20 protein-coding genes are annotated in these 24,330 nt (G+C 56.0%); 9 read left to right on the forward strand and 11 right to left on the reverse strand.

Going from position 1 to position 24,330, the window contains the following annotated elements:
* Positions 1-117: 117 nt before the first annotated feature.
* The 10 genes from AOA62_RS12720 to ccoN (AOA62_RS12765) form a co-directional block, all read right to left on the reverse strand.
* Positions 118-528 carry a type II toxin-antitoxin system VapC family toxin gene (locus AOA62_RS12720; RefSeq protein ID WP_099548821.1) on the reverse strand — a complete coding sequence of 137 codons (411 nt, stop codon included), beginning with the start codon at positions 526-528 and terminating at the stop codon, positions 118-120.
* On the reverse strand, positions 528-782 hold the full coding sequence (locus tag AOA62_RS12725) for a type II toxin-antitoxin system Phd/YefM family antitoxin (RefSeq protein WP_017134811.1): 255 nt from the start codon (positions 780-782) through the stop codon (positions 528-530). Before AOA62_RS12725 ends, AOA62_RS12720 begins: the two co-directional genes overlap by 1 nt.
* Before the next feature lie 170 nt (positions 783-952).
* Positions 953-1,930 (reverse strand): cytochrome-c oxidase, cbb3-type subunit III, encoded by a 978-nt coding sequence (gene ccoP / locus AOA62_RS12730; protein ID WP_017134812.1) that lies wholly within the window; start codon positions 1,928-1,930, stop codon positions 953-955.
* A complete protein-coding gene (locus AOA62_RS12735; RefSeq protein ID WP_005790274.1) occupies positions 1,927-2,112 on the reverse strand; it encodes a CcoQ/FixQ family Cbb3-type cytochrome c oxidase assembly chaperone in 186 nt (61 codons plus the stop codon). Before AOA62_RS12735 ends, ccoP (AOA62_RS12730) begins: the two co-directional genes overlap by 4 nt.
* 5 nt (positions 2,113-2,117) lie before the next feature.
* Entirely contained in the window at positions 2,118-2,726 is a 609-nt protein-coding gene (gene ccoO / locus AOA62_RS12740; RefSeq protein WP_053257425.1) for a cytochrome-c oxidase, cbb3-type subunit II, read from the reverse strand.
* Entirely contained in the window at positions 2,726-4,168 is a 1,443-nt protein-coding gene (ccoN, locus tag AOA62_RS12745) for a cytochrome-c oxidase, cbb3-type subunit I (protein ID WP_099548822.1), read from the reverse strand. Before ccoN (AOA62_RS12745) ends, ccoO (AOA62_RS12740) begins: the two co-directional genes overlap by 1 nt.
* Positions 4,169-4,616: 448 nt before the next feature.
* The gene (gene ccoP, locus AOA62_RS12750) at positions 4,617-5,564 is read right to left on the reverse strand and encodes a cytochrome-c oxidase, cbb3-type subunit III (RefSeq protein ID WP_017134813.1); all 948 of its coding nucleotides are present in this window, start codon (positions 5,562-5,564) and stop codon (positions 4,617-4,619) included.
* On the reverse strand, positions 5,561-5,761 hold the full coding sequence (locus tag AOA62_RS12755) for a cbb3-type cytochrome c oxidase subunit 3 (protein WP_099548823.1): 201 nt from the start codon (positions 5,759-5,761) through the stop codon (positions 5,561-5,563). Before AOA62_RS12755 ends, ccoP (AOA62_RS12750) begins: the two co-directional genes overlap by 4 nt.
* 3 nt (positions 5,762-5,764) lie before the next feature.
* Positions 5,765-6,373, reverse strand: coding sequence for a cytochrome-c oxidase, cbb3-type subunit II (gene ccoO / locus AOA62_RS12760; RefSeq protein ID WP_017134815.1), 609 nt, complete (start codon positions 6,371-6,373; stop codon positions 5,765-5,767).
* Positions 6,374-6,383: 10 nt separating this feature from the next.
* On the reverse strand, positions 6,384-7,808 hold the full coding sequence (gene ccoN / locus AOA62_RS12765) for a cytochrome-c oxidase, cbb3-type subunit I (RefSeq protein WP_099548824.1): 1,425 nt from the start codon (positions 7,806-7,808) through the stop codon (positions 6,384-6,386).
* Positions 7,809-7,887: 79 nt separating this feature from the next.
* Between ccoN (AOA62_RS12765) and AOA62_RS12770 the strand changes: the two genes are divergently transcribed.
* Positions 7,888-8,580 (forward strand): alpha/beta family hydrolase, encoded by a 693-nt coding sequence (locus tag AOA62_RS12770; protein ID WP_099548825.1) that lies wholly within the window; start codon positions 7,888-7,890, stop codon positions 8,578-8,580.
* Positions 8,581-8,664: 84 nt separating this feature from the next.
* On the opposite strand, the gene AOA62_RS12775 is transcribed toward AOA62_RS12770, so the two are convergent.
* On the reverse strand, positions 8,665-10,230 hold the full coding sequence (locus AOA62_RS12775; RefSeq protein WP_056861515.1) for a PAS domain-containing methyl-accepting chemotaxis protein: 1,566 nt from the start codon (positions 10,228-10,230) through the stop codon (positions 8,665-8,667).
* Between the two features lie 463 nt (positions 10,231-10,693).
* Between AOA62_RS12775 and AOA62_RS12780 the strand changes: the two genes are divergently transcribed.
* The 8 genes from AOA62_RS12780 (at position 10,694) to AOA62_RS12825 (ending at position 24,257) form a co-directional block, all read left to right on the forward strand.
* On the forward strand, positions 10,694-12,136 hold the full coding sequence (locus tag AOA62_RS12780; RefSeq protein ID WP_099548826.1) for a mannose-1-phosphate guanylyltransferase/mannose-6-phosphate isomerase: 1,443 nt from the start codon (positions 10,694-10,696) through the stop codon (positions 12,134-12,136).
* A gap of 129 nt (positions 12,137-12,265) precedes the next feature.
* Positions 12,266-13,060 carry an ABC transporter permease gene (locus AOA62_RS12785; protein WP_099548827.1) on the forward strand — a complete coding sequence of 265 codons (795 nt, stop codon included), beginning with the start codon at positions 12,266-12,268 and terminating at the stop codon, positions 13,058-13,060.
* Positions 13,057-14,379, forward strand: coding sequence for an ABC transporter ATP-binding protein (locus AOA62_RS12790; protein ID WP_099548828.1), 1,323 nt, complete (start codon positions 13,057-13,059; stop codon positions 14,377-14,379). The genes AOA62_RS12785 and AOA62_RS12790 overlap by 4 nt, the downstream gene beginning before the upstream one ends.
* Entirely contained in the window at positions 14,372-20,386 is a 6,015-nt protein-coding gene (locus AOA62_RS32225) for a glycosyltransferase (protein WP_218244120.1), read from the forward strand. Before AOA62_RS12790 ends, AOA62_RS32225 begins: the two co-directional genes overlap by 8 nt.
* A gap of 144 nt (positions 20,387-20,530) precedes the next feature.
* Positions 20,531-21,565 (forward strand): GDP-mannose 4,6-dehydratase, encoded by a 1,035-nt coding sequence (gene gmd / locus AOA62_RS12810; RefSeq protein WP_099548829.1) that lies wholly within the window; start codon positions 20,531-20,533, stop codon positions 21,563-21,565.
* A 97-nt stretch (positions 21,566-21,662) separates the two neighbouring features.
* Positions 21,663-22,619: a GDP-mannose 4,6-dehydratase gene (locus AOA62_RS12815; protein ID WP_099548830.1), complete on the forward strand. Its 957-nt coding sequence runs from the start codon at positions 21,663-21,665 to the stop codon at positions 22,617-22,619.
* The gene (locus tag AOA62_RS12820) at positions 22,616-23,827 is read left to right on the forward strand and encodes a glycosyltransferase family 1 protein (protein ID WP_143521826.1); all 1,212 of its coding nucleotides are present in this window, start codon (positions 22,616-22,618) and stop codon (positions 23,825-23,827) included. The genes AOA62_RS12815 and AOA62_RS12820 overlap by 4 nt, the downstream gene beginning before the upstream one ends.
* Positions 23,814-24,257 (forward strand): DUF2808 domain-containing protein, encoded by a 444-nt coding sequence (locus AOA62_RS12825; protein WP_099548832.1) that lies wholly within the window; start codon positions 23,814-23,816, stop codon positions 24,255-24,257. Before AOA62_RS12820 ends, AOA62_RS12825 begins: the two co-directional genes overlap by 14 nt.
* Positions 24,258-24,330: the final 73 nt, after the last annotated feature.

The following is a 24,330-nucleotide window of genomic DNA, read 5'->3' on the forward strand; positions in this document are numbered from 1 at the left end:
CTCTAGTACAGCTGAACAGGTGCGACCTTTGGTCGCGTTGGGGGAAATCAATTGATGGTGTACGTGATCTGGATCAATTGACTTGTGAAGTATGGCCGGTTTTTGCCGCTAGGCAGGTCATTCGTCCCATGGATTGATCAGAGGCACACCGCTGGACATGAAGTCACTGACGTTGCGCGTCACCACGGTGAGCCCGTGCACCAGAGCCGTTGCGGCAATCAACGCGTCACTCTCGTTGGACTGGTCCGGCACATGCAGATGGGCACAACGCAGCGCAACGGCGGCATCAACCGGCAGTATCCTGGCATCGAACGCTGGCATCACGTGGAGTTTGAGCCATGTTCGTAACACTTTCCCCTGAACCGGGTCTCGGCGTTCCATGCGCAGTACACCGGTTTCCAATTCCTTCAGCGTAATTGCCGAGATGAACATGCGCGGAGCGATAACACTTTTTGCCCAGGCTACTACTCTAGCGTCGGCCTTGGGTTTGCGAAGTTCGGAGATTACGTTGGTGTCGAGTAGATACATCAAGAGAGGTCCACAGGTCGGTGGGTGATCACGGCGCGTTCGGTTTCGAAGTCGATTTCGGCCGCTTCCGGCATCACCAACAGGTCAACGATGTCGACGTTCAAACCTGTCAGTTTCTGGTAGTCCTCAATGCTTAGCAGTACATGGGCAGGCTTGCCGCGATCGGTGATAAAAACCGGACCTTTACTGGCGGCTTTTTTGGCACCACTTGTGTCTTGATTGAATTCACGGCTGGAAATGGTAGTGATGGTCATGGGGTATTCCCCTTCGGCAAATTTAATGTAGTAACGTTACTACTTTGCGTCGGCGCGCAGCAAGTGCAAGGTTCCGAATGGTCATGCGCTGCAATCGCCCCAGCCCGGCAGAAAACCAGCCCGGCATAAAAAAAGCCCCGCACTGCGGGGCTTTGTCGTTTGCCGAGAGCTTACTGCTCCTCAGCCTGCTTATCCCCATGGGACAGGCTGTAAACATACGCTGCCAGCAAGTGCACCTTGTCATTGCCTTGCAGCAACTCCTGCGCCGGCATCTGGCCCTGACGGCCATAACGAATGGTCTGCTGCAATTGCGCGAAGCTTGAGCCGTAGATGAATGCACCCGGGTGGGTCAGGTCCGGCGCGCCCATTGCTGGCGTGCCTTTACCGGCCGGGCCGTGGCAGGCCACGCAGTTGGCGGCGAACAGTTTCGCGCCGTTGGCCACGTCGGCCTTGGCGCCTTCCGGCAGTTTGCGGCCATCGAGGTTAGTCACCACAAAGCCCGCCACGTCGGCCACGCCTTGTTCGCCAATGACATCGGCCCAGGCCGGCATCACCGCATGGCGGCCTTTCATGATGGTTTCCTTGATGGTGGCTGGTTCGCCGCCCCAGCGCCAGTCGGCGTCGGTCAGGTTAGGGAAGCCGTAGGCGCCCTTGGCGTCGGAGCCGTGGCACACCGAGCAGTTGGAGGCGAACAAACGGCCACCCATCTTCAAGGCTTGCGGGTCTTTGGCGACGTCTTCAATCGGCATTGCAGCGAATTTGGCGAAGATCGGGCCGAACTTGGCGTCCGATTTGGCCATTTCCTTTTCCCATTCGTGCACGCCGGTCCAGCCGGTCTGGCCGTTGGCGAAAGGGGTTTGCTTGTCGTTGTCGAGGTAGTTATAGCCTGGCAGCAGGCCTTTCCAGTTGCCAAGGCCGGGGTACAGCGCCAGGTAGCCGAGGGCGAAGATGATGGTGCCGACAAACAGCATGAACCACCATTTGGGCAGCGGGTTGTCGTACTCCTCGATGCCGTCGAACGAGTGGCCGACGGTCTCGTCCGTCTGCTCGGTGCGCTGGCCCTTGCGGGTCGACAGCAGCAGCCAGGTCAGGGCGAAAATGGTACCCAGACTGAGGACTGTGACGTACAGACTCCAGAACGTAGTCATTCTTTGTTACTCCTAGAAGCTTGCTCGACGTGCTTGATGGCCTCGGGATCATCTGCAAAGGGCAGCATGGTCGCGTCGTCAAACTCCGACTTGCGGCGCGGGCTGAACACCCACAGCGCCAGGCCGACAAAGGCCACCATCACCACAACGGTGCCCAGGCCACGAATCATCCCGATATCCATGAAGATCACCGTTTGCTTTTGATGATGGTGCCAAGGCCTTGCAGGTAGGCCACCAGTGCGTCCATTTCGGTCTTGCCCTTCACGGCAGCGGCTGCACCGGCGATGTCTTCATCGGTGTAGGGCACGCCCAAGGTGCGCAAGACTTCGAGCTTCTTGGCGGTGTCCTTGCCGTCGAGCTTGTTTTCCACCAGGAACGGGTACGCCGGCATTTTCGACTCAGGCACTACGTTGCGCGGGTTGTACAAGTGCGCACGCTGCCAGTCATCGGAGTAACGACCACCGACACGGGCCAGGTCCGGGCCGGTCCGTTTGGAGCCCCACAGGAACGGGTGGTCCCAGACGCTTTCCCCGGCAACCGAGTAGTGGCCGTAGCGTTCGGTTTCGGCACGGAACGGACGGATCATTTGCGAATGGCAACCCACACAGCCGTTGGCGATGAACACGTCACGGCCTTCAACTTCAAGCGCTGGGCGCGGCTTCATGCCTTCTACGGGTTTGTTGGTCACGTCCTGGAAAAACAGCGGAACGATCTGGGTCAGGCCGCCGATGCTCACGGCGATGACCATGAAGAAGGCCAGCAGGCCGATGTTCTTCTCGACTACTTCATGCTTCATCAGTGAGCTCCCACAACGGCGATCTTGGTGGCGGCTTCGGCTTCTACCGGGTCGGAAGCACGCACGGTGCGCCAGACGTTGTAGGCCATGAACAGCATGCCGCTGGCAAAGAACGCACCACCGATGGCGCGGACGATGTAGCCCGGGTGGCTGGCTTGCAACGCTTCGACGAAGGAGTAGGTGAGGGTGCCGTCATCGTTGATGGCACGCCACATCAGGCCCTGGGTGATGCCGTTGACCCACATCGAGGCGATGTAGAGCACGGTGCCGATGGTGGCCAGCCAGAAGTGGGTGTTGATCAGGCCAACGCTGTGCATCTGTGGGCGGCCGAACAGTTTGGGGATCATGTGGTACAGCGCGCCGATGGAGATCATCGCCACCCAACCGAGGGCGCCGGCATGTACGTGGCCGATGGTCCAGTCGGTGTAGTGGGACAGGGAGTTGACCGTCTTGATGGCCATCATCGGCCCTTCGAAGGTCGACATGCCGTAGAACGCCAGCGATACCACCAGAAAACGCAGGATCGGGTCGGTGCGCAGCTTATGCCAGGCGCCCGACAGGGTCATCATGCCGTTGATCATGCCGCCCCAGCTTGGCGCCAGCAGGATGATCGACATCGCCATGCCCAGCGACTGCGCCCAGTCCGGCAGCGCGGTGTAGTGCAGGTGGTGAGGACCGGCCCAGATGTACAGGGTGATCAGTGCCCAGAAGTGCACGATGGACAGGCGATACGAGTAGATCGGGCGTTCGGCCTGCTTGGGCACGAAGTAGTACATCATCCCCAGGAAACCGGTGGTGAGGAAGAACCCCACGGCGTTGTGGCCGTACCACCACTGAATCATCGCATCGGTCGCCCCGGCATAGGCCGAGTAGGACTTGAACCAGCTCACCGGCAGGGAAGCGTGGTTGACGATGTGCAGCATCGCCGTCACCAGGATGAAGGCACCGTAGAACCAGTTACCGACATAGATGTGCTTGGTCTTGCGCTTGACGATGGTGCCGAAGAACACCAGGGCGTAGGTCACCCAGACGATGGCGAGCAAAATCGCGATCGGCCATTCCAGCTCGGCGTATTCCTTGGTGGTGGTGTAGCCCAGCGGCAGGGTGATGATGGCGCCGAGGATTACGGCTTGCCAGCCCCAGAAGGTGAAGGCGGCGAGGCCATCGGAGATCAGTCGCGTCTGGCAGGTTCGCTGCACGACATAGTAGGAAGTGGCAAATAACGCACAACCACCGAAGGCGAAAATCACCAGGTTGGTGTGCAGCGGGCGCAGGCGGCCGAAGGTCGTCCAGGGCAAACCGAAATTCAATTCCGGCCACACCAGTTGCGAGGCGATAAACACCCCGAGCCCCATGCCAAGGATCCCCCAGACCACCGTCATGATGGCGAACTGGCGGACGACCTTATAGTTATAAGCAGTCGGACTGATTGCTGTGCTCATTCTAAGGTTCCACGGTTTAGGTTTTTTTATAGGTAAAATCGGCCGCAAGTATGTAGAAAGCGAGGGGCCATTGCAACGCAATGACTGACCTGTATCAATGCGTTCCGAGCCAGATTCTGCGCCCTTTCCATGTTTTACGTAGGGACAAAATCGGAAATGGAAAGCTGATCAAGTGGACAGGAATTTTCAGGGGCGCAACGAATACCGTCGCGTAGGCCAGGATTGGTCCACTGTGGGAACAAGCGTAGACCCGAAAGTGAGGAGGGGAAAGTTGGACTTGGGAAGGGTGCGACACTTGGCCGCGAGGTGAACCTGTGGCGAGGGAGCTTGCTCGCGCTGGAGTGCGTAGCGCTCCCAGGATTTTTGGGCCGCTTCGCCGCCCAGCGGGAGCAAGCTCCCTCGCCACAGTTAAGCGGGCCTCCCCTGATCAGGGGGAGGCATTCAGCAGTTACTCAGGTTGGCTTTCTGGCGTTGCGCCATCAGCGGTGTGGGACAAGCTGTACACATAGGCTGCCAGCAGGTGCACCTTGTCATTGCCTTGCAGTACATCCTGCGCTGGCATCTGCCCTTGGCGACCATGGCGGATGGTCTGCTGCAACTGGGCCAGGCTGGTGCCGTAGATGAAGCCGGCAGGCTCGGTCAGGTTCGGCGCGCCCATGGCTTCCATGCCGTGGCCTTGTGGGCCGTGGCACGCCACGCAGGTGGTGTTGAACGCGGCTTGGCCGGCTACCAGGTCGGCCGTGTTGTCAGCCGGCAATGGCAGCTTGGCCAAGTCATGACGCACATAGGCGGCGACGTTCTTCACGCCGTCCTCACCGAGGATTTCACCCCAGGCCGGCATCGCCGCATGGCGCCCGCTCATGATCGTGGCCTTGATCGCCTCAGCCGAGCCGCCCCAGCGCCAGAGGTTGTCCGCCAGGTTCGGGAAACCATACGCGCCCTTGGCATCCGAGCCGTGGCACACCGCGCAGTTGGAGGCGAACAGGCGCCCACCCATTTTCAGCGCCTGCGGGTCTTTGGCCACTTCTTCCACCGGCATGGCCGAGAATTTGGCGAAGATCGGCCCGAACTTGGCATCAGCCTTGGCCATTTCCTTGTCCCATTCCTTGGTCTGGGTCCAGCCGTCTTCATAGCCCGGCAACACGCCTTTCCAGTTGCCAAGGCCCGGGTAGAGGATCAGGTAGCCGACGGCAAACACCAGGGTGCCGGCGAACAGCATGAACCACCACTGGGGCAGCGGGTTGTCGTATTCCTCGATACCGTCGAAGGCGTGGCCCATGGTCTGGTCCACGCTGCCCTTGGTCTCGCCCTTGCGGGTGCCGATCAGTAGCCAGGTCAGGCCGATCAGGCTGCCGAGGGTCAGTACGCAGATCCATGTACTCCAGAAGGTAGTCATGGGCGGGTGCTCCTTGTTGCAGGCTCTTCTTGAGCGTCGGATGGAGAAGGTTCATCGGCAAACGGGAGCAGGCGGGCCTGCTCGAAGTCCGCATTGCGCCGGTTGTTGAACACCCACAGCGACAGGCCGATAAAGGCGATGGCGACCACCAGCGTGCCAAGGCCGCGGATGGTGCCCGCATAGAATTCAAATCCCATGGCTCACCTCTTGCTCTTGATGGCAGTGCCGAGCACTTGCAGGTACGAAACCAGCGCGTCCATCTCGGTCTTGCCCTTGAGGCTGGCGACGGCGCCACTGATGTCGTCGTCGGTGTACGGCACGCCGAGGGTGCGCATCACCTTCAACTTGGTCTCGGTGTGGCTGCTGTCGACCGGGGCCGTGACCAGCCATGGGTAGGCTGGCATTTTCGACTCCGGCACCACGTTGCGCGGGTTGTACAAGTGCGCGCGGTGCCAGTCGTCCGAGTAACGTGCGCCGACGCGTGCCAGGTCCGGCCCGGTGCGCTTGGAACCCCACAGGAACGGGTGGTCCCACACGCTTTCACCGGCTACCGAGTAGTGGCCGTAGCGTTCGGTTTCGGCGCGGAACGGGCGGATCATCTGCGAGTGGCACTGCACACAGCCTTCGCGGATGTAGATGTCGCGGCCTTCAAGCTGCAGCGCGGTGTAGGGCTTCATGCCTTCCACCGGTTTGTTGGTGACGTCCTGGAAGAACAGCGGGACGATCTGGGTCAGGCCGCCGATGCTCACGGCAAGCACCATGAGCAGCATCAACAGGCCGACGTTCTTTTCAATCGTTTCGTGTTTCATCATCGACTCCTCAGGCCAGCTGCGCAGTGGTAGTGGCTTCGACAGGTTGCGCCGAACGCACGGTGCGCCAGGTGTTGTAAGCCATCAGCAACATGCCGCTGAGGAAGATCGCACCGCCCACCAGCCGCACGATGAAGCCAGGGTGGCTGGCCACCAGGGTTTCGACGAAGGAGTAGGTCAAGGTGCCGTCTTCGTTGACCGCACGCCACATCAGGCCCTGGGCGATGCCGTTGACCCACATCGAAGCGATGTAGAGCACGGTGCCGATGGTGGCCAGCCAGAAGTGCGCGTTGATCAGGCCGAGGCTGTACATCTGCTCGCGGCCAAAGACTTTCGGGATCATGTGGTACAGCGCGCCGATGGAAATCATCGCTACCCAACCCAGCGCCCCGGCGTGTACGTGGCCGATGGTCCAGTCGGTGTAGTGGGAGAGGGCGTTGACCGTCTTGATGGCCATCATCGGCCCTTCGAAGGTCGACATGCCGTAGAAGGCCAGGGAGACCACGAGGAAGCGCAGAATCGGGTCGCTGCGCAACTTATGCCAGGCGCCCGAGAGGGTCATCATGCCGTTGATCATGCCGCCCCAGCTGGGTGCCAGCAGTACCAGTGACATCACCATGCCCAGCGACTGTGCCCAGTCCGGCAGCGCGGTGTAGTGCAAGTGGTGGGGGCCGGCCCAGATGTACAGGGTAATCAGCGCCCAGAAGTGCACGATGGACAAGCGATAGGAATACACCGGACGCTCGGCCTGTTTGGGTACGAAGTAGTACATCATCCCCAGGAAGCCTGCGGTGAGGAAAAAGCCTACCGCGTTATGCCCGTACCACCACTGCACCATCGCATCCGTCGCACCACCATAGGCCGAGTAGGACTTGGTCCAACTCACTGGCAGGGACGCGTGGTTGACGATGTGCAGAATGGCCACGGTGATGATAAACGCACCGAAGAACCAGTTGCCGACATAGATGTGCTTGGTCTTGCGCTTCATCACCGTGCCGAAGAACACCACACCGTAGGCGACCCAGACCACGGCGATAAGAATGGCGATCGGCCATTCCAGCTCGGCGTACTCCTTGGATGTGGTGTAGCCCAGTGGCAGGCTGATAGCGGCCAGCACAATCACAAGCTGCCAGCCCCAGAAGCAGAACGCGGCGATTTTCGGCGCGAACAGCTGGGTTTGGCAGGTGCGTTGCACCGAGTAAAACGAGCTGGCGAACAGTGCGCAGCCACCAAAGGCAAAGATCACCGCGTTGGTGTGCAGCGGGCGCAAACGGCCGAAGCTGGTCCAGGGTAAATCGAAGTTGAGCGCAGGCCATACCAATTGGGCGGCGAGAAAAACCCCGAGCCCCATGCCGACGATGCCCCACACCACCGTCATAATGGCGAATTGGCGGACCACCTTGTAGTTATAGGCGGTACTTAAAGTAGTGTTCATGGTTCCCCATCCACGGTTCAACCCAAGCAAATGCGGCACTTGGGCTGGAGTTATAGGCAGACTAAAAAGCGAGGCAAGCATGGGCAAAGAGCACAAGGCCAGTATTGACGGGGATCAATGGGCGCAGTGTGTACGGGAACATGGCTGGTTGTGGAATGCCGCGACGGGGTCTATCGCGCGTGCGCCGGCGACACTGATCCTGGCCCACGGCGCCGGTGCACCGATGGACTCAGCCTTCATGGGCGACATGGCTGCACGCCTTGCCGGACATGGCGTGAACGTGTTGCGCTTCGAGTTCCCGTACATGGCTCAACGCCGCGTGGACGACGGTAAACGCCCGCCGAACCCGGCGCCGAAACTGCTCGAATGCTGGCGCGAGGTGTATGCCGAGGTGCGACGTCATGTCGCTGGGAAGCTGGCGGTTGGCGGCAAGTCCATGGGGGGGCGCATGGCCAGTTTGTTGGCCGATGAGCTGGGGGCTGACGCGCTGGTGTGTTTGGGTTATCCGTTTTATGCGGTGGGCAAGCCGGAAAAACCTCGAGTCGAACATCTGGCCGGGTTGAAGACGCCGACTTTGATTGTGCAGGGCGAGCGCGATGCGCTGGGTAATCGGGCGGCGGTGGAAGGGTATGCGCTGTCACCGAGCATCGAGGTGATGTGGCTGGTGGCGGGGGATCATGATTTGAAGCCGTTGAAGGCTTCGGGGTTTGGTCATGAGCAGCATTTGGAGGCGGCTGCGGTGAAGGTTGCTGGGTTTTTGGGCGCCTGTTAGGGCCCCATCGCAGGCAAGCCAGCTCCCACATTTTGAATTGTGAATACCTTCAAATGTGGGAGCTGGCTTGCCTGCGATAGCGATTTACCGGTTAAAACGCTCTACCAGCGAATACTGGGTATTGGCCGTATGCGTCAGCTCCTCACTCAATTGCGCCGAGTTCATCGCCTGCTCCGAGGTCTGGTCCGCCAACAGCGCAATCGTGCTGATGTTACGGCTGATCTCTTCGGCTACTGCGCTTTGCTCTTCGGTAGCTGCGGCAATCTGCGTGGTCATGTCAGTGATATTGGCCACCGCCTCACTGATGCCCACCAGCGCCTGATCCGCCTCCATCACCCGCGCCACACCTTCTTCGGCCTGGCGATGCCCGGCGTCCATGGTTTGCACGGCCGCCGCTGCGGTGTGTTGCAGCTTGGCGATCAGCGTATGGATCTGCCCGGTGGACTCGGCAGTGCGCTGCGCCAGTTGGCGAACTTCGTCAGCCACCACCGCAAAACCTCGGCCCATCTCACCGGCGCGCGCCGCTTCGATGGCCGCGTTCAGTGCCAGCAGGTTGGTCTGGTCGGCAATGCCTTTGATCACATCGACCACACCGCCGATTTCATCGCTGTCCTTGGCCAGTTGGGTGACGGTCACACCCGTCTCGCCCACGGCCACCGACAGACGCTGGATCGCCTCGCGGGTTTCCCCGGCGATGTCGCGGCCGCGACCGGTCAGGCGATTGGCTTCCTGGGTGGCGTCCGCCGTGCGCTGTACATGGCTGGCGACTTCCTGAGTGGTCGCTGCCATCTGGTTGACCGCCGTGGCTACTTGTTCGGTCTCTACACGCTGGCGTTCCAGGCCGCTGGAACTGTTATGCGCCAAGGTATTGGACTGCGCCGCTTGGTCGTTCAGGTGTTCAGCCGTGTCTTGCAAGCGTGTCAGACAGGTCTTCAGCCGCGCTTCCTGGCTGAGAATCGACATCTCCAGCCGCGCCTGCGCGCCTCGGCTGTCGGTGTACATCTGCGCGATCAACGGGTCAGACGTGGTCTGCTCGGCCAAACGCAGCAAACGCTTGAGGCCGCGCTGCTGCCAGCTCAGGCCCAGCAGGCCCAGTGGCACCGACAGGCCCGCCGCCAGGGCAAAACCCCAGTGGGAATTGAGCGATGCACCAATCATAAAGCTCAGCTGGCTGACCAGGATAAACGGCAGCCAGTCCTGCAACACCGGCAGCCACTTGTCGCGCTGCGGCACGGCGGACTTGCCCTGGTTGATGCGTTGATAGAGCGCTTCGGCCCGGCGGATCTGCTCGGCGGTGGGCTTGATGCGCACCGATTCGTAGCCGATCACCTGGTTGCCGTCGAAGACTGGCGTCACATAGGCGTTAACCCAGTAGTGATCGCCGGTCTTGCAGCGGTTCTTGACGATGCCCATCCATGGCAAGCCTTGTTTGAGCGTGGACCACATGTGCGCGAACACAGCCGACGGAACATCCGGGTGACGCACCAGGTTGTGCGGCGCTCGGACCAGTTCGTCGCGGGTGAACCCACTGATTTCGACGAAAGCGTCGTTGCAGTAGGTGATCACACCTTTGGCGTCTGTGGTGGAGATCAACCGTTGCTGAGCGGGGAAGGTACGTTCGCGCTGGGTAACGGGTTGGTTATTACGCATGGTTGTTCAATCCGCAAGGCTTTCAGGGGTTATCGACGCTTGTGCGTATTTGTTGAGGGAAATTTCCGATGAACAGTGTAGTCGGGGCTACAGGCTGAAAACCGACAGCTGTTGCGAAGGCTCTAGATCAGGGCTGCGTGTTTTTACAGAGCCTTTTATGAATGTGTGTGGTGGTGTGGGGTTTTAAAAGTGACATGTTCTGGGCGCGCGGGCACTGCGGAATGATCAAAAAGGCTTCTGCGTGTAGGAATATTCCCTGTTTTTCTAGACATAAATGACCATTTAATTGAGAATGATCGGGTTATTCTGTAAGAAAAATACCATATTTCATCCCCCAGACGCTTCGGCGATTTGACTCTTCTATAGCTGAAAGACTCTACGTCACTTTGTATTCGAATCTGCCGCATCGGAGGGGGCGAGAGCGGCAGTCGAAATGAGGTGGCAGTACGTAAAGGAGTACAATGTGACACTTGTTCCAGTCATTATCTGCGGCGGTGCAGGCAGCCGCCTGTGGCCTGTCTCACGTTCAGCACATCCTAAGCCGTTTATCGAACTGCCGGACGGCGGCAATCTGATTCGCAAAACCTACGGCCGGGCGTTGGCTCTTGGTGCGGTCAGCGAAGTACTGACAATCACTAATCGTGACCTCTATTTCAAAACGCTCGACGAATACGGCGCGCAAGCCCCCCAATTCACGAATCTCAGTTTTGTTCTTGAGCCGTTCGGGCGTAATACCGCCGCCGCCGTTGCCTTGGCAGCTCAAGAAGTTGCTCGGACTCATGGGCCTGATGCCATCATGCTGGTGCTGCCCGCTGATCACTTGATCGATAATCAAGCGGCGTTCGCAGAAGCGGTTGCGGCTGCGACCGAGCTGGCCAAAGCTGGTTTGCTGGTGACTTTCGGCGTCAAGCCGGAGTACCCGGAAACCGGTTACGGCTATATCCAAAAAGACAACGACAGCCCGGTTGGCAGCGGTTTCAAGGTCAAGCGTTTTGTTGAGAAGCCGGACCTGGAAACAGCTCAAGGCTATTTGGCGTCAGGCGAGTATTTCTGGAATTCCGGCATGTTCTGTTTCCGCGCCGGCACGTTGATCGAAGAAATGGCGTTGTGCGCACCGGATGTGTCCAGTGCCGTTGACCTGTGCCTGGCCGGTTCCGGCACGATGACAGGTAGCAGCCATCGCAGCCTGCACCTGGAGCCTGAAAGTTTTGCCAAGGTTCCCGATATTTCCATCGACTTCGCCCTGATGGAGCGCTCCAGCAAAGTCGCCACTGTCCCTTGCGACATCGGCTGGAGTGATATCGGTTCCTGGAACGCCATGAGCGAGTTGTCGCCGGCAGATGAGCAGGGCAACCGCGTTGAGGGCGAGGCGATTTTTCACGGTGCCAACAACAACTATGTGCGTAGCCCGCGTCGCTTGACCGCCTTGGTTGGGGTTGAGGATCTGATCATCGTCGATACGCCGGATGCTCTGCTGGTCGCGCATAAAGATCATGCACAAGACATCAAAGCGATCACGGCTCAGTTGAAGAAAAATGGTCATGGCGCACACCTTGATCACACCACGGTCCGACGCCCTTGGGGTGCTTACACGACCTTGGAAGAGGATCAGCGCTTCAAAATCAAACGAATCGTGGTTAAGCCTCAGGCATCGCTTTCGCTGCAAATGCACCATCATCGCAGTGAACACTGGATTGTAGTGAGCGGTATGGCGCGCGTGGTTAACAACGATCGTGAGTTTTTGCTCAATACAAATGAATCAACCTTCATTCCCGCTGGTCATACACACCGCCTGGAGAACCCAGGGGTTATCGATCTGGTGTTGATTGAGGTGCAAAGTGGCGATTATTTGGGCGAGGACGACATCGTTCGGTTTGAAGATATCTACGGTCGGGCCGGTGTCTGACTAATGCGCCTTTAGAGGTTTGCTGATGGCTCGTGTTTTGCGCCTTGGATGCTTTGCATGAAGGTGCAAAACCGAGAGTAGGGTTTGCAGCAGGTCAGGCATACGCCTGACTTTTTTCAGGAGTCAGCGATGTTGGGGTTGTTTAGAAGCCTATGGGAATACCGGGGCTTCGTTTGGTCGTCCATTCGTAACGAGTTCGTTGCCCGTTTTGCCCGGAGTCGCTTGGGTGGGCTGTGGATGATTATTAACCCGCTGGCGCAGGTGGCGATTTATGCGCTGGTGCTGTCCAACGTGCTGGCGGCTAAGTTGCCGGGTATTGATAATAAATACTCATATGCGTTGTACCTGATGGCTGGCATCTTGGCGTGGAGTTTGTTTTCTGAGATCGTCGGCCGCTGTCTCACGCTCTTTATTGATCAGGGTAACCTGATGAAAAAGATGCGTTTCCCGCGTATCACATTGCCAGTGATTGTGGTGGGTTCCTGCTTGTTAAATTATCTACTGCTGTTTGCGGCTTTATTACTTGTGTTTGCCTTGTTTGGGCAAAAACTGAGTCTGCAGCTGTTTTGGATTATCCCTTTGACCGTCATTGTCACTGCTCTGGCGGTGGGGATTGGTTTGGTATTAGGCATATTCAATGTTTTTGTTCGTGATACTGGGCAAGTCGTGCCCATTGTCATGCAGGCGTGGTTTTGGCTGACGCCGATAGTGTACCCAGCCACTATTATTCCTGAAGATTTTAAAGGCTTTATGGCCTTCAACCCCATGTATCCTATTGCCACTGCGTTTCACGATGCGCTGGTGTATTCGCGGATGCCCAATGTCGAAGGGCTCATAGTGCCTGGGCTGGTGGCTGTTCTGCTGTTGCTGTTAGGGCTTGTTATGTTCAGGCGCGCGGCACCTGAAATGGTGGACGTATTATGAGCCTTTTAACAGTCAATCAACTGGGTAAGTCGTACCGGGTCTATGCCTCTGAGTTCCAACGCGTAGGGCGCTGGTTCGGCTTGCCCATCAAGCCCACTGAAGAACACTGGGTGATGAAGGATGTGAGTTTTACGATCCAGCCTGGTGAGTCCATTGGTATTGTCGGGCAAAATGGCGCCGGCAAGTCGACGCTGTTGAAGATGATTACCGGAACGTTGCAGCCAACGGAAGGTAGTGTTCAGGTCAATGGTCGCATTGCTGCGATCCTTGAGTTGGGCATGGGCTTCAGCCCGGAGTTGAGCGGTCGCCAGAATGTGTTTCATTCTGCGGGCTTGATGGGCTTTAGCGTTGCCCAGATTACCGAAGCTATGAACGACATCGAAGCGTTTGCCGAAGTGGGTGAGTACTTCGATGAACCTGTGCGGACGTATTCCAGCGGGATGCAGATGCGCGTTGCGTTTGCGGTCTCTACAGCGTTTCGTCCTGACTTGTTGATAGTGGATGAAGCCCTCTCCGTAGGGGACAGCTACTTTCAAGCAAAGTGTTTCAAGCGAATCAAGCAGTATCGAGAAGAAGGGATGACCCTTATTTTGGTTTCTCATAGTGCCGATGACGTGGTTCGACATTGTGAGAGGGCGATTCTTCTGAAAGACGGCCGCATAAAACTTGACGGGCCTTCACGGGATGTGACCAATCACTACTTGGATGAGTTGTTCGGCAAGAAGAAAACCGACTCGCAGGAACAAGATGTGGTCACCCAAGTGCTTGCCGAGAACGACTTCACTGCCACGGAAGACGTCTTTGCAACGCGCGGAGGCTATAACCCAGCCGAGTATCGTTGGGGGCATGGTGGCGCGGCGATTATTGATTATTTGTTGGTCGTTGATAACGAGCGTTTCCCTTCACATATCGAAAGTAATTCACACTGCGACTTTTATTTTAAAGTCCGCTTTGACTCGGACTTTGAAAGTGTCGTCCCCGGGTTCCTGATAAAAACCTTGGAAGGTATATTTTTGTACGGAACGAATTCGTTCGTTTCAAGCCGAGGCCAGGCGTTAATCTCCGTCAAGGCGGGCGATGTAAGGATTTTTAAATTCTCGCTGTCACTGAGCCTGAATGCGGGTGATTTTCTCGTTTCTTTTGGGATATCGTCGGGTGATCCGTCGATAGGAGACTTGGTGCCATTGGATAGGCGTTATGACTCAATAATGCTGAAAGTTAGCCGGGCTATCCAGTTTTGGGGGATAGCAGACATGGCGGCTACGTTTAATGTGGAATATCCAGGCGCTTCTGAAATTGAGGTTGTAAAGCATGATTGAAAGTTTGGTGGCGCAGCTACCTGAGGTCTATCAGCCTATCTTCGGCCACTCGGACTTCGCGGATCACGCCTCTCGTCCCTGCGCGGACCGACTAGAAGTCATCCTGGGCATTTATGATGCGCTGCAGAACGTCATTGGCCGGCCATTGAGGGTTCTGGACCTTGGTTGTGCACAAGGTTTTTTCAGCCTGAACCTCGCCAGTCGTGGCGCGAGCGTGCTGGGCGTCGACTTCCTGGATAAAAACGTTGCGGTGTGTACTGCGCTCGCTGAAGAAAACCCGCAATTGGATGCAACGTTCGAAGTAGGGCGAGTCGAAGACGTCATTGATCGGCTGCAACCTGGTCAATATGACCTTATTTTAGGGCTCAGCGTTTTTCATCACGTTATTCATGAGCGTGGCATTGATGAGGTTAAGCGTCTTTTCCAATATGCAGCCAGTGTATCGGGTGCTCTGATACTGGAAATTGCGCTGCAGGAAGGTGATCTTTTTTGGGCCGCCTCGCAGCCAGAGGACCCTCGCTCTCTACTCGATTCGTTGAATTTCGTTCGTGAGGTTATTCGTTGCAAAACGCACCTTACGACGGTGCAACGCCCGCTTTATGTGGCTAGCAACTGCTATTGGGTCATCGGGGATAAGGCTGGCCAGTTTGATACATGGAGCAATGAGTCGCACGCGCTGGCCAACAACACCCATGAAGGCAGTCGGCGCTACTTTTTTGGCCCGAAAGAAATTGCAAAGCTCTACCGTTTTACTGGGCCGCGCGAAGAACACAACCGTCTTGAATTTCTTCGAGAAAAAATCTTCTTGAGCAATCCGCCTGCGGGTTATCCGGTTGCTCAATCTCTTGTCATCCTGGAAGGAGAGGAAGAGGGCTGGGTTGTCATGGAGCGTTTTCCTGGCCGTCTGCTGCTTGAGTTACTGGCGGAACCGGCGCTCGACCGGAAAGCCATTCTCAGGGACATTTTGGAACAACTCGTGACGCTCGAGTCTTTCGGGTTATGCCACAGCGATGTCCGTTCCTGGAACATATTGGTTTCTGGATCATCCCAGGCAAGATTGATTGATTATGGTGCCATATCGCAGGAGTTCAAAGACTGTGTATGGCCACACAATGTCTATCTCGCTTTCCTCGTGTTCGTACATGAACTGGCAACGGGGCACGTTGCCGATCCTGCACCCATGAGGCAAGTTTCAATTACGCCGTTCAATTTGCCACAGCCTTTCCGTAGCTGGGCGGCGGGTATGTGGGCGGTGCCTGTGCAGCAATGGAGTTTTCGGCTGATGCTGGAGCATCTGGATGCTCTGGTTGAAGACCCGTTAGATGGGAATCCGGAAAAAACGGAAGAGTTTTGGATGCAAGCCATTGAAGAGGCAATAGACCTGCACAGTGGGCGTATCCGAGATTTAGGTGGGCAATTTTTAGGGAAAAGTCAGGATATGGAATTGCAGCTTGAGAGAGTTCGGGCCCGGGTGGAGCGGGTAGCCGAGATTGCTCTGGATGTTCAGGGGGGGATGAAAGAAACCGAGCGTCGCGCGATTTATGTAGAAGCTGTCGCAGAGCAACTGCGCCTTCAGCTTCAGGACGCGGGCTTGAGAATTCAATCGGCTGAACGGCGCAGCCATGAAACAGAGCTGTCGTTGCGCGAAAGTATCAATCGAGCGGCTCAGTCGGAGATCAAACGATCCGCGGCAGAGTCTGCGAACGATTTGCTGCGCGAGCAGTCACGTCAAGCAACCAGTGAGTTGCTTGACCTGTACAAAATCCATCAAAAGCTCACCAGTCAATTTGAATTCGAACAGCAACAGCGTTTGAATCTGGAGACGCAGATTCAAGGGCTCCAGGCTCGCGCCAGCGAGTTGGAAGCTGAGCGCGACGCTGTGCGGATAGAGGCGATCAGTGCACTGGCTCAGGTCGAATACCTTGAGGGTCATCCGAGTCACTTAGGGCAGCAAATTGAGGCGTTGACTGAGCAACTGTTGGTTGTGGAACATCACAAACAAAATCTCAGTGACGAGTTGGCCAGCCATGCAGGCCACACATCTAGCCTTGAGACACAGTTGCATGACGCCAAGCAACGTCTGGATGCCGCATTGCATGATGCCTATACCTGGTATCAGAAAGCAGGGGCGATCGAGGCTTCCCAGGAAGAGTTACGCAAGTCTCTGGATGACGCTTTGGCCAATGCTCACCATTGGTACGCTCAGGCAATGGCCAATGAAAAACTGGTCAGTGAGCTTCGCCGCAGTACCTCCTGGCGCATCACTTGGCCGATGCGTGCAATTACCCGCGCGCTGCGTTGGACGTTGATGCTTCCGGTCCGTGTGTTGAAGTTGGTCACGCGCAAGGGCACTGCCTTCCTGATTCGTTTTCTGCTGGCTGTGCCAGCTTTGCGTAAACCGGCCAGTGCATTACTTAAGCGTTACCCACGCATTCATGCACACCTTCTGCAATTTGCGCGTCATCGCGGGCTTATTCGCCCGGACATGACGCCTTCTGTCAGTGCGCCTTTTCATCCTCCGCAGAAAAAAAACGAGCAGGCGCCTTCAGCGCTCCCGAGCGATGTTCCGATGGAAAAGATCACGTCGCTGGACTTTATAGATAAGGACTATTACGGCAAAAAAGTGGCCGTATTAGCACCTGCATCAAGCTCGGGTGTGGCCGGTGGCGCAGAACGTTTCAATTCCGGCTTGCTCAAGGCCTTGCTCGATCAGGGCTGTGACGCAGAACTGGTATGTTTGCCTGTCGATGAGTCTACTTTCGAAGGCATTCAGCAGGGGTATCGGGACTTTGCTGAGCTGGACCTGAGCGCCTACGACTTGGTGATTTCGACCAAGGCGCCTTCCTATGCGGCGAGTCACCCTAATCATGTGCTGTATCTGGTGCACACGGTCAGGGTTTTCTATGACATGTTTGCTGATGTCTTCCCTCATGCTGGTGAGGAACTAAAGGCGCAGCAAAGTTGGATTCATCAAGAAGACAACAAAGCGCTTGCCCAGATCAAGCAACGCTTTTCCATTGGTACCGAAGTCTCCAAGCGTCTGGTTGAGTGGAACAACTATGATGCCGAAGTTATTCATCCTCCGATGGATTTGGATGGGCTTTATAACGCAGGTACCGGCGACTATTTCTATATGCCAGGTCGCCTGCATGCATGGAAGCGAGTCGACTTGGCGATCAAGGCGATCAAGTGCTCTTCGTTGCCTATGAAACTGATTATCTCCGGGATGGGGGATGCCGAGCAGCAGCTTCGTGACCTCGCTGCCGGCGACTCACGTATCGAATTTGCGGGGCGAGTGGACGACGAAACGCTCAAGCGTTTGTACGCGGGTGCTTTGGCCGTTCCGTTCCTGCCGATAAGGGAAGACTACGGTTACATCACTCTGGAGGCATTTACATCCGGCAAGCCTGTCATCACGTGTACAGACTCCGGCGAGCCTCAGGTGTTTGTCGAGCATGGGGTGTCAGGTTTTGTTTGTGCGCCTGAGCCGCAGTCAGTCTGCGATGCGTTTGAGCGCCTTTGGCAAGACCGCACACTTGCGGCACGCATGGGCAACGCGGGTCGTGAACGTGTTTCCAGCATCAACTGGAAAACAGTCTCGGGTAGTTTGTTGCGCGCAGGTTTCCCGGAGATAAAAACGCCGGTTGTGAACATCAAAACACCGCTCAAAGTTGCAGTGCTTGATATGCAACCGATTATCCCGGCGGTTGGCGGCGGAAGACTGCGATTGCTGGGTCTCTACCACGCGTTGGGTGAAGACGTACAGGCTCGCTACATTGGCTCGTATGATTGGCCAGGTGAGAAGTACCGCCGCCATAGCATCACCCCAACGTTTGAAGAGATTGATGTGCCTTTGAGTGCCGAGCACCATGCTGCGGCAGCCGAGTCGGCTCGGCAGGCAGGTGGCAAGACCGTCATCGATATGCTGTTCCCTCAGCAGGGCCATTTGTCTCCAGAGTATCTGCAGGAAGTATTTGACGCAGTCGAGTGGGCCGAAGTGGTTGTCTTCTCCCATCCCTGGATTGCACCGCTTGTCAGCGATGCCCGACTGGCCGGTAAGACGGTTATTTATGACTCGCAGAACGTTGAGTCGGAGCTGCGCTCCCAATTGCTGGATTTGAACCGCCCGTTCGAAAAAAGCGTGTTGGACGAAGTTATTCGTGCCGAAAAGCTGGTGGGTGATCGTGCTGATATTGTCCTCGCGTGCTCGCAGGAAGATATCGACGGTTTCGTTACGCGCTTCGGCTGGCGTGCGAGCAAGCTGAAGCTGGTTCCCAATGGCGTATTCAGTGATGTGATTCAGCCGCCGACCCAACAGCAGAAAGCGGCTGCCCGTCAGGCGCTGGGCCTTTCTTCTGACGAAAAAGTAGCTTTTTTTATTGGGAGCAATTACGCGCCCAACATTGAAGCAGGCTTGTTTATCGTCGAGGAGTTAGCGCACGAGCACCCAGATTGCTTGTTTGCCATCGGAGGCGGCGTGTGCAGCAAGCTGCCGCAAAAACTACCGAAAAACGTTCGTTCCATTGGCTTTCTTGAAGAAGAAGACAAAGTTCGCTGGTTGCATGCCAGTGATGTTGCGATCAACCCGATGTTTTCCGGCTCAGGTACCAACATCAAGATGTTCGACTTCATGTCGGCGGCCTTGCCTGTGGTTACCACACCTACTGGCGCGCGCGGTATAACGTCGATAAGTACCGATGGGATTTACCTGGCCGAGCGTGCAGGCGTCAGTGCTCTGCTTGGACGCGTACTGAACGACCCCGAGGCATTGGCGGCGGGCGGCGAAGAAAATCGTCGTGTCGTAAAAGAGCGCTTTTCCTGGGAGGCTATCTCTCCGGCGCTGGGCAAAACAGTACGCACGACTCACCTGCGTAAACAGGGCGTGGCCCTGCTGTCTTCGACGGACCAAGCCAGCGCAATTCGGGTGGCTCACTTAAGCACTGTAGGTCTCAAGTGCGGGATTGGCGAATACACTAGAAAGTTGATAGCGGTTTATCAGGCGCGCGGGGTTTCCAACTTTTTGCTGGCAGCTGAAGCGGCGAATGAAAAGCCGACACTTTCCGGTCTTGATATTCCCGTTGATACCGTCTGGTTCTTCGATAACGTTACTTGGAACAGCAGCCGCATTGATCCGCGAGCATTACAGCGATTGCTGGAATGGCAAGCCACTCATCTGGTGATTCAGTATCACCCTGGCTACTATCCGTCTGAAATGCTTATTGATTTTGCCAAGGCCGCTAAGTCTAATGGTGTTGCCGTCACTGTCATTGTGCATAACTTCGTTGATGAGACAGCCGCCGTTATGCGCAGGCTCAATGCGCTGGGTGTTACTTTGTTTTCGCACCGCACCACAGAAGTCCTTCAAGCCAAAGCCGTAGGGGTGCAGTTGGAAAAAGTACCATTGGCCATGGAGTTCAAAGAGGGCGCACGTGCCCAAGGCTTGGCGCCTCGGGATTGGAGACTGCAACCGCCGGTCATCGTCACCACCGGGTTTTTGCGTCGACACAAAGGTGTTGTGTCCTTGATTCGTTCAATGCCCGATGTGCTGGAGAAATTCCCTGGGGCGCAGTTAGTCATTCAATGCGCGCTGTATCCTAGCGAGGATTCCGAAAGCGAAGTGATGGCATGTGAGTCAGAAATCAAGCGGCTGAAACTGGCGGATGCGATCAGGCTGGATACCCGCTTTTTGGACAAGGACGTGGTGCTGGCCGAGTTGGCTAAGGCCGATCTTGCCGTACTGCCTTATGAGCAAAGCAATGAGGGAGGGAGTGCTACCGCTGCCGATTGTATGTGCGTAGGGCTTCCCTTGATTGTTTCAGATGCTGAGATTTTCGATGAGGTTCGCGCGGTGGCATTTACAGTTCAGCCGAATGTAAAAGCAATATCGGCGGGGATCATTGAAGTGCTCTCCCGCCCTGAGCTTTATGTAACGCTTGAACAAAATTCTATTGCGCACGCCCAAGAAAACTCATGGGGCAATTTTGCCGGCGGGTTCTTGTTGGGGTAACACAGTCGATTCTTTGGTATGCGCACAGCTTGCTGGTGTGTGCATATTTTCGGATAGAGCGGGTGCTGGGCTGTCTTCATCACCACGGTATGAACAGGCCACCGGCCTCGCTCGTTAAGGATTTTATTTTCGATGGGGAGTTTTATGAAAAAAGCAATTATCACCGGCATCACCGGCCAAGACGGTGCCTACCTTGCTCAGCTGTTGCTGGAAAAAGGCTATACCGTGTATGGCACTTACCGCCGTACCAGCTCGGTCAACTTCTGGCGCATGGATGAGCTGGGTGTTACCCAGCACCCTAACCTGCACCTGGTCGAATACGATCTGACCGATCTGTCCTCCAGCATTCGCTTGCTGCAGACCACCGAAGCTACCGAGGTCTACAACCTCGCTGCACAGAGCTTCGTGGGCGTGTCCTTCGACCAGCCGATGACGACTGCCGAGATCACTGGCCTGGGCGCTGTCAATTTGCTGGAAGCCATTCGCATTGTTAACCCGAAAGTTCGCTTCTACCAAGCGTCTACCTCGGAAATGTTCGGTAAGGTTCAAGCGATCCCGCAGATCGAATCCACGCCGTTCTATCCACGCAGCCCCTATGGCGTCGCCAAGTTGTACGCGCACTGGATGACCATTAACTACCGTGAGTCCTATGGCATCTTTGGTGCCAGCGGTATCTTGTTCAACCACGAGTCGCCGCTACGTGGCCGTGAGTTCGTAACCCGCAAGATCACCGACTCCGTGGCCAAGATCACTCAGGGCAAGCTGGACGTCCTTGAGTTGGGCAACATGGACGCCAAGCGCGATTGGGGTTTTGCCAAGGAATACGTTGAAGGCATGTGGCGCATGCTGCAAGCCGACGAGCCGGATACCTTCGTTCTGGCGACCAACCGTACTGAAACCGTACGTGACTTCGTGTCGCTGGCATTCAAGGCAGTTGATATTAACCTCGACTGGAAAGGCGAGGGTGACCAAGAGCACGCTATTGACGCAGCCAGCGGCAAGACTGTGGTTCAGGTCAATCCGAAGTTCTACCGCCCGGCTGAAGTTGAGCTGTTGATTGGCGATCCTGCAAAAGCCAAGGCAGTACTGGGTTGGGAGCCAAAAACCAGCCTGGAAGAGCTGTGCCGAATGATGGTTCAGGAAGACTTGCGTCGTAACGAGCAAGGCTTTTCGTTCTGAGGCCAATAGGACGCCATTATCAGCGTCCTAAACGAGCGGGTTCTTGTTAGAACCCGCTTCGTCCTATTTATGTTGTTCAGGACAAAGGTGGTAAGCGTTGAAACATGTTCTGTTGACTGGAGCTAACGGCTTTGTCGGTAAAGTACTGCTGGATCAGCTTCTCGCAGCAGGTTATCGAGTAAGTTGTGCCTGTACTCATGCCAGCCCGTCACCGCGTGCGGGTGTAGAACAGGTTGTGTTGGATATTCGAGATGCCAGCGCCTGCGCCACTACGCTCGGACAAATTAAACCTACCCATATTATTCACCTGGCCGCCATTTCCCACGTGCCGACCAGTTTTCGCGACCCGTTGTTGACTTGGAATACCAACGTCATTGGCAGCCTGAATTTGCTCGAAGCGATCAAGCAACAGGCCCCTGACGCATTTGTGGTGTTCGCCAGTTCTTCCGAAGTCTATGGTGAAGCTTTCAAGGCTGGCGTTGCGTTGGATGAAAGCAGCCCGTGCTTGCCGATGAATCCTTATGCGGCCAGCAAGTTGGCGGCAGAGCTCGCTTTCGAACAGTATTTCAAGCAGGGCGTACGCGGTGTCATTGCGCGCCCGTTCAACCATATCGGGCTTGGACAATCGCCGGACTTCGTGACTGCCTCGTTTGCCAGGCAGATCGCTTTGATCGAAGGTGGAAAGCAAGCGCCGGTCATGCAAGTAGGAAACCTCGATGCCTGTCGCGATTTCCTGGATGTGCGAGACGTCTGTGCGGCTTATGTTCAGTTGTTAGAACTCAATGACGCTCAAGGGCATCCGCGACTGTTTAATATCGCATCCGGGCAGGCACGTAAAATTCGCGACATTCTGGACGAAATGATCAGCCAAAGTGCCGTTAGCATTACGGTAGAGTTGGATCCGCAACGTCTGCGACCTTCGGACATTCCGTTTGCTGTCGGTGACTGTGAGCGTATCCGTGACGTCTTGAACTGGCAGCAGAAGATTCCTTTGAAGGAAACCTTGATGTCGCTGTTGGTTGACTGGCGTATCCGTGTGGCAGCCGAGCAGTGAAAGTACTGATGGGGAGCGAGTCGCTGCGTCCGCCATTGACCGGCATAGGCAATTACACTCTCAATCTTTTGCGTGAGTTTCAGACACTGTCGGATATTGAGGCGGTGGATTGTTTTAACGGCGATCGGTTTTCAGACGCGAAGGAAGTTTTAGCCAGTATGGGGCAGGCGCCTGAGCCTGTGCTGCATAGCGGTTCTACCCGCTTATGGAAGGCTCAGTTGCGCAAGGTGTTGCGTTCTATGCCTTTGACTTACCGGTTGAAGTCGACCTGGTCAAATACACGCTTCAAACGGGGTTGCCGGAGTCGTAAAGACTTTATATATCACGAACCCAACTTTATCTTAAAACCCCATGACGGCCCAAGTGTGACCACGGTGCACGACTTGTCGTTTATCCGGCACCCGGAGTTCCACCCTGCAGAACGGGTGGCATGGCTGAGTCGGCAGCTACCACGAACCCTTGATCGAGCCGATTTTGTGATTGCCGACTCAGAGGTGGTGCGCGCAGAACTGATCGAACAGTTCAGTGTGCCTTCAGACCGGGTCAGGGCTATTTATTTAGGGGCCGATGCTCGGTTTATGCCGCGTTCGGCAGATGACACCGTATCGGTGTTATCCAAGTATGGACTGGTACATGGTCGCTATCTGGCATTTGTCGGCACTATTGAACCGCGCAAAGGTCTATCAGTGTTGCTGGATGCATGGGAGCAGTTGCCATCAGCCGTGCGTAATAACTGGCCATTAGTGATCGCAGGTGCACCAGGTTGGCGCAATGCTGAATTAATGAGCCGGGTCATGGCGATGCAAGCTAGAGGTGACGTGAAGTTTCTACAATTCGTCAGCTCTCACGATTTACCCTTTATATACGCCGGGGCGGCAACCTTTGTTTACCCCTCTATATATGAAGGTTTTGGTTTGCCAGTGCTGGAGGCGATGGCCAGTGGTGTGCCTGTCATCTGTGGCTTGGGTACCTCGATGGCTGAATTCGCCGAAGGGGCGTGCAAGCTTTTTCAAGTAGGTGACTCGCAAGCACTGGCACTGGCAATCTCGGAGTTACTTGAGGACCCGACCCAAAATGCGCAGATGGCCCATTTTGGCACGGTTCAAGCAAATCGCTTCTCATGGGCTCGCTGTGCGCGGGAGACTATTCAGGTCTACGTGGAAGCTGGAAAAAATCACTCACAAGGTAGTTATGATGAAACTAGGTAAGATTGCATTGGCAATGACATGTGTAGCCGCACTGAGCGCATGTGATAATAGCAAGCCAGAAACCATGTTCGCCGCGCAATATAGCGTGCCGCAATCGACGTTGGACGTATCAGCTGGCAGCACTTTTGCTGTGCCGTTTACCGTTAAAAATACGAGCACGGCCACCTGGGACTCCAAAGCAGCTAAAGATCCTGTCGTGGCGGCCTACCACTGGTTGGATGCTGATAGAAAACTGGTGGTTCAAGACGGTGATCGGACGTTGTTTGCTGAGCCTGTAAAGCCGGGTTCGCAAGTAACGATGCAATTGAAAGTCGAGGCGCCCAAAGCAGCAGGTACTTATGTCCTTCAGGCGGGCCTGTTGCAAGAGGGTGTGGTGTGGTTTGAGGCTAAGAATGTCAAGCCGCTGGAAATAAGTGTAAAGGTTAAGTAGTCGTTGTCGGTTAATTAGTATTCGAGTAACGGTGGAGGCATGCGCCATCTCTTATTTTTTAATAAGATCCACC

Origin of the sequence: Pseudomonas sp. 2995-3 (assembly GCF_002742565.1) — a bacterium.
GTDB lineage: Bacteria > Pseudomonadota > Gammaproteobacteria > Pseudomonadales > Pseudomonadaceae > Aquipseudomonas > Aquipseudomonas edaphica.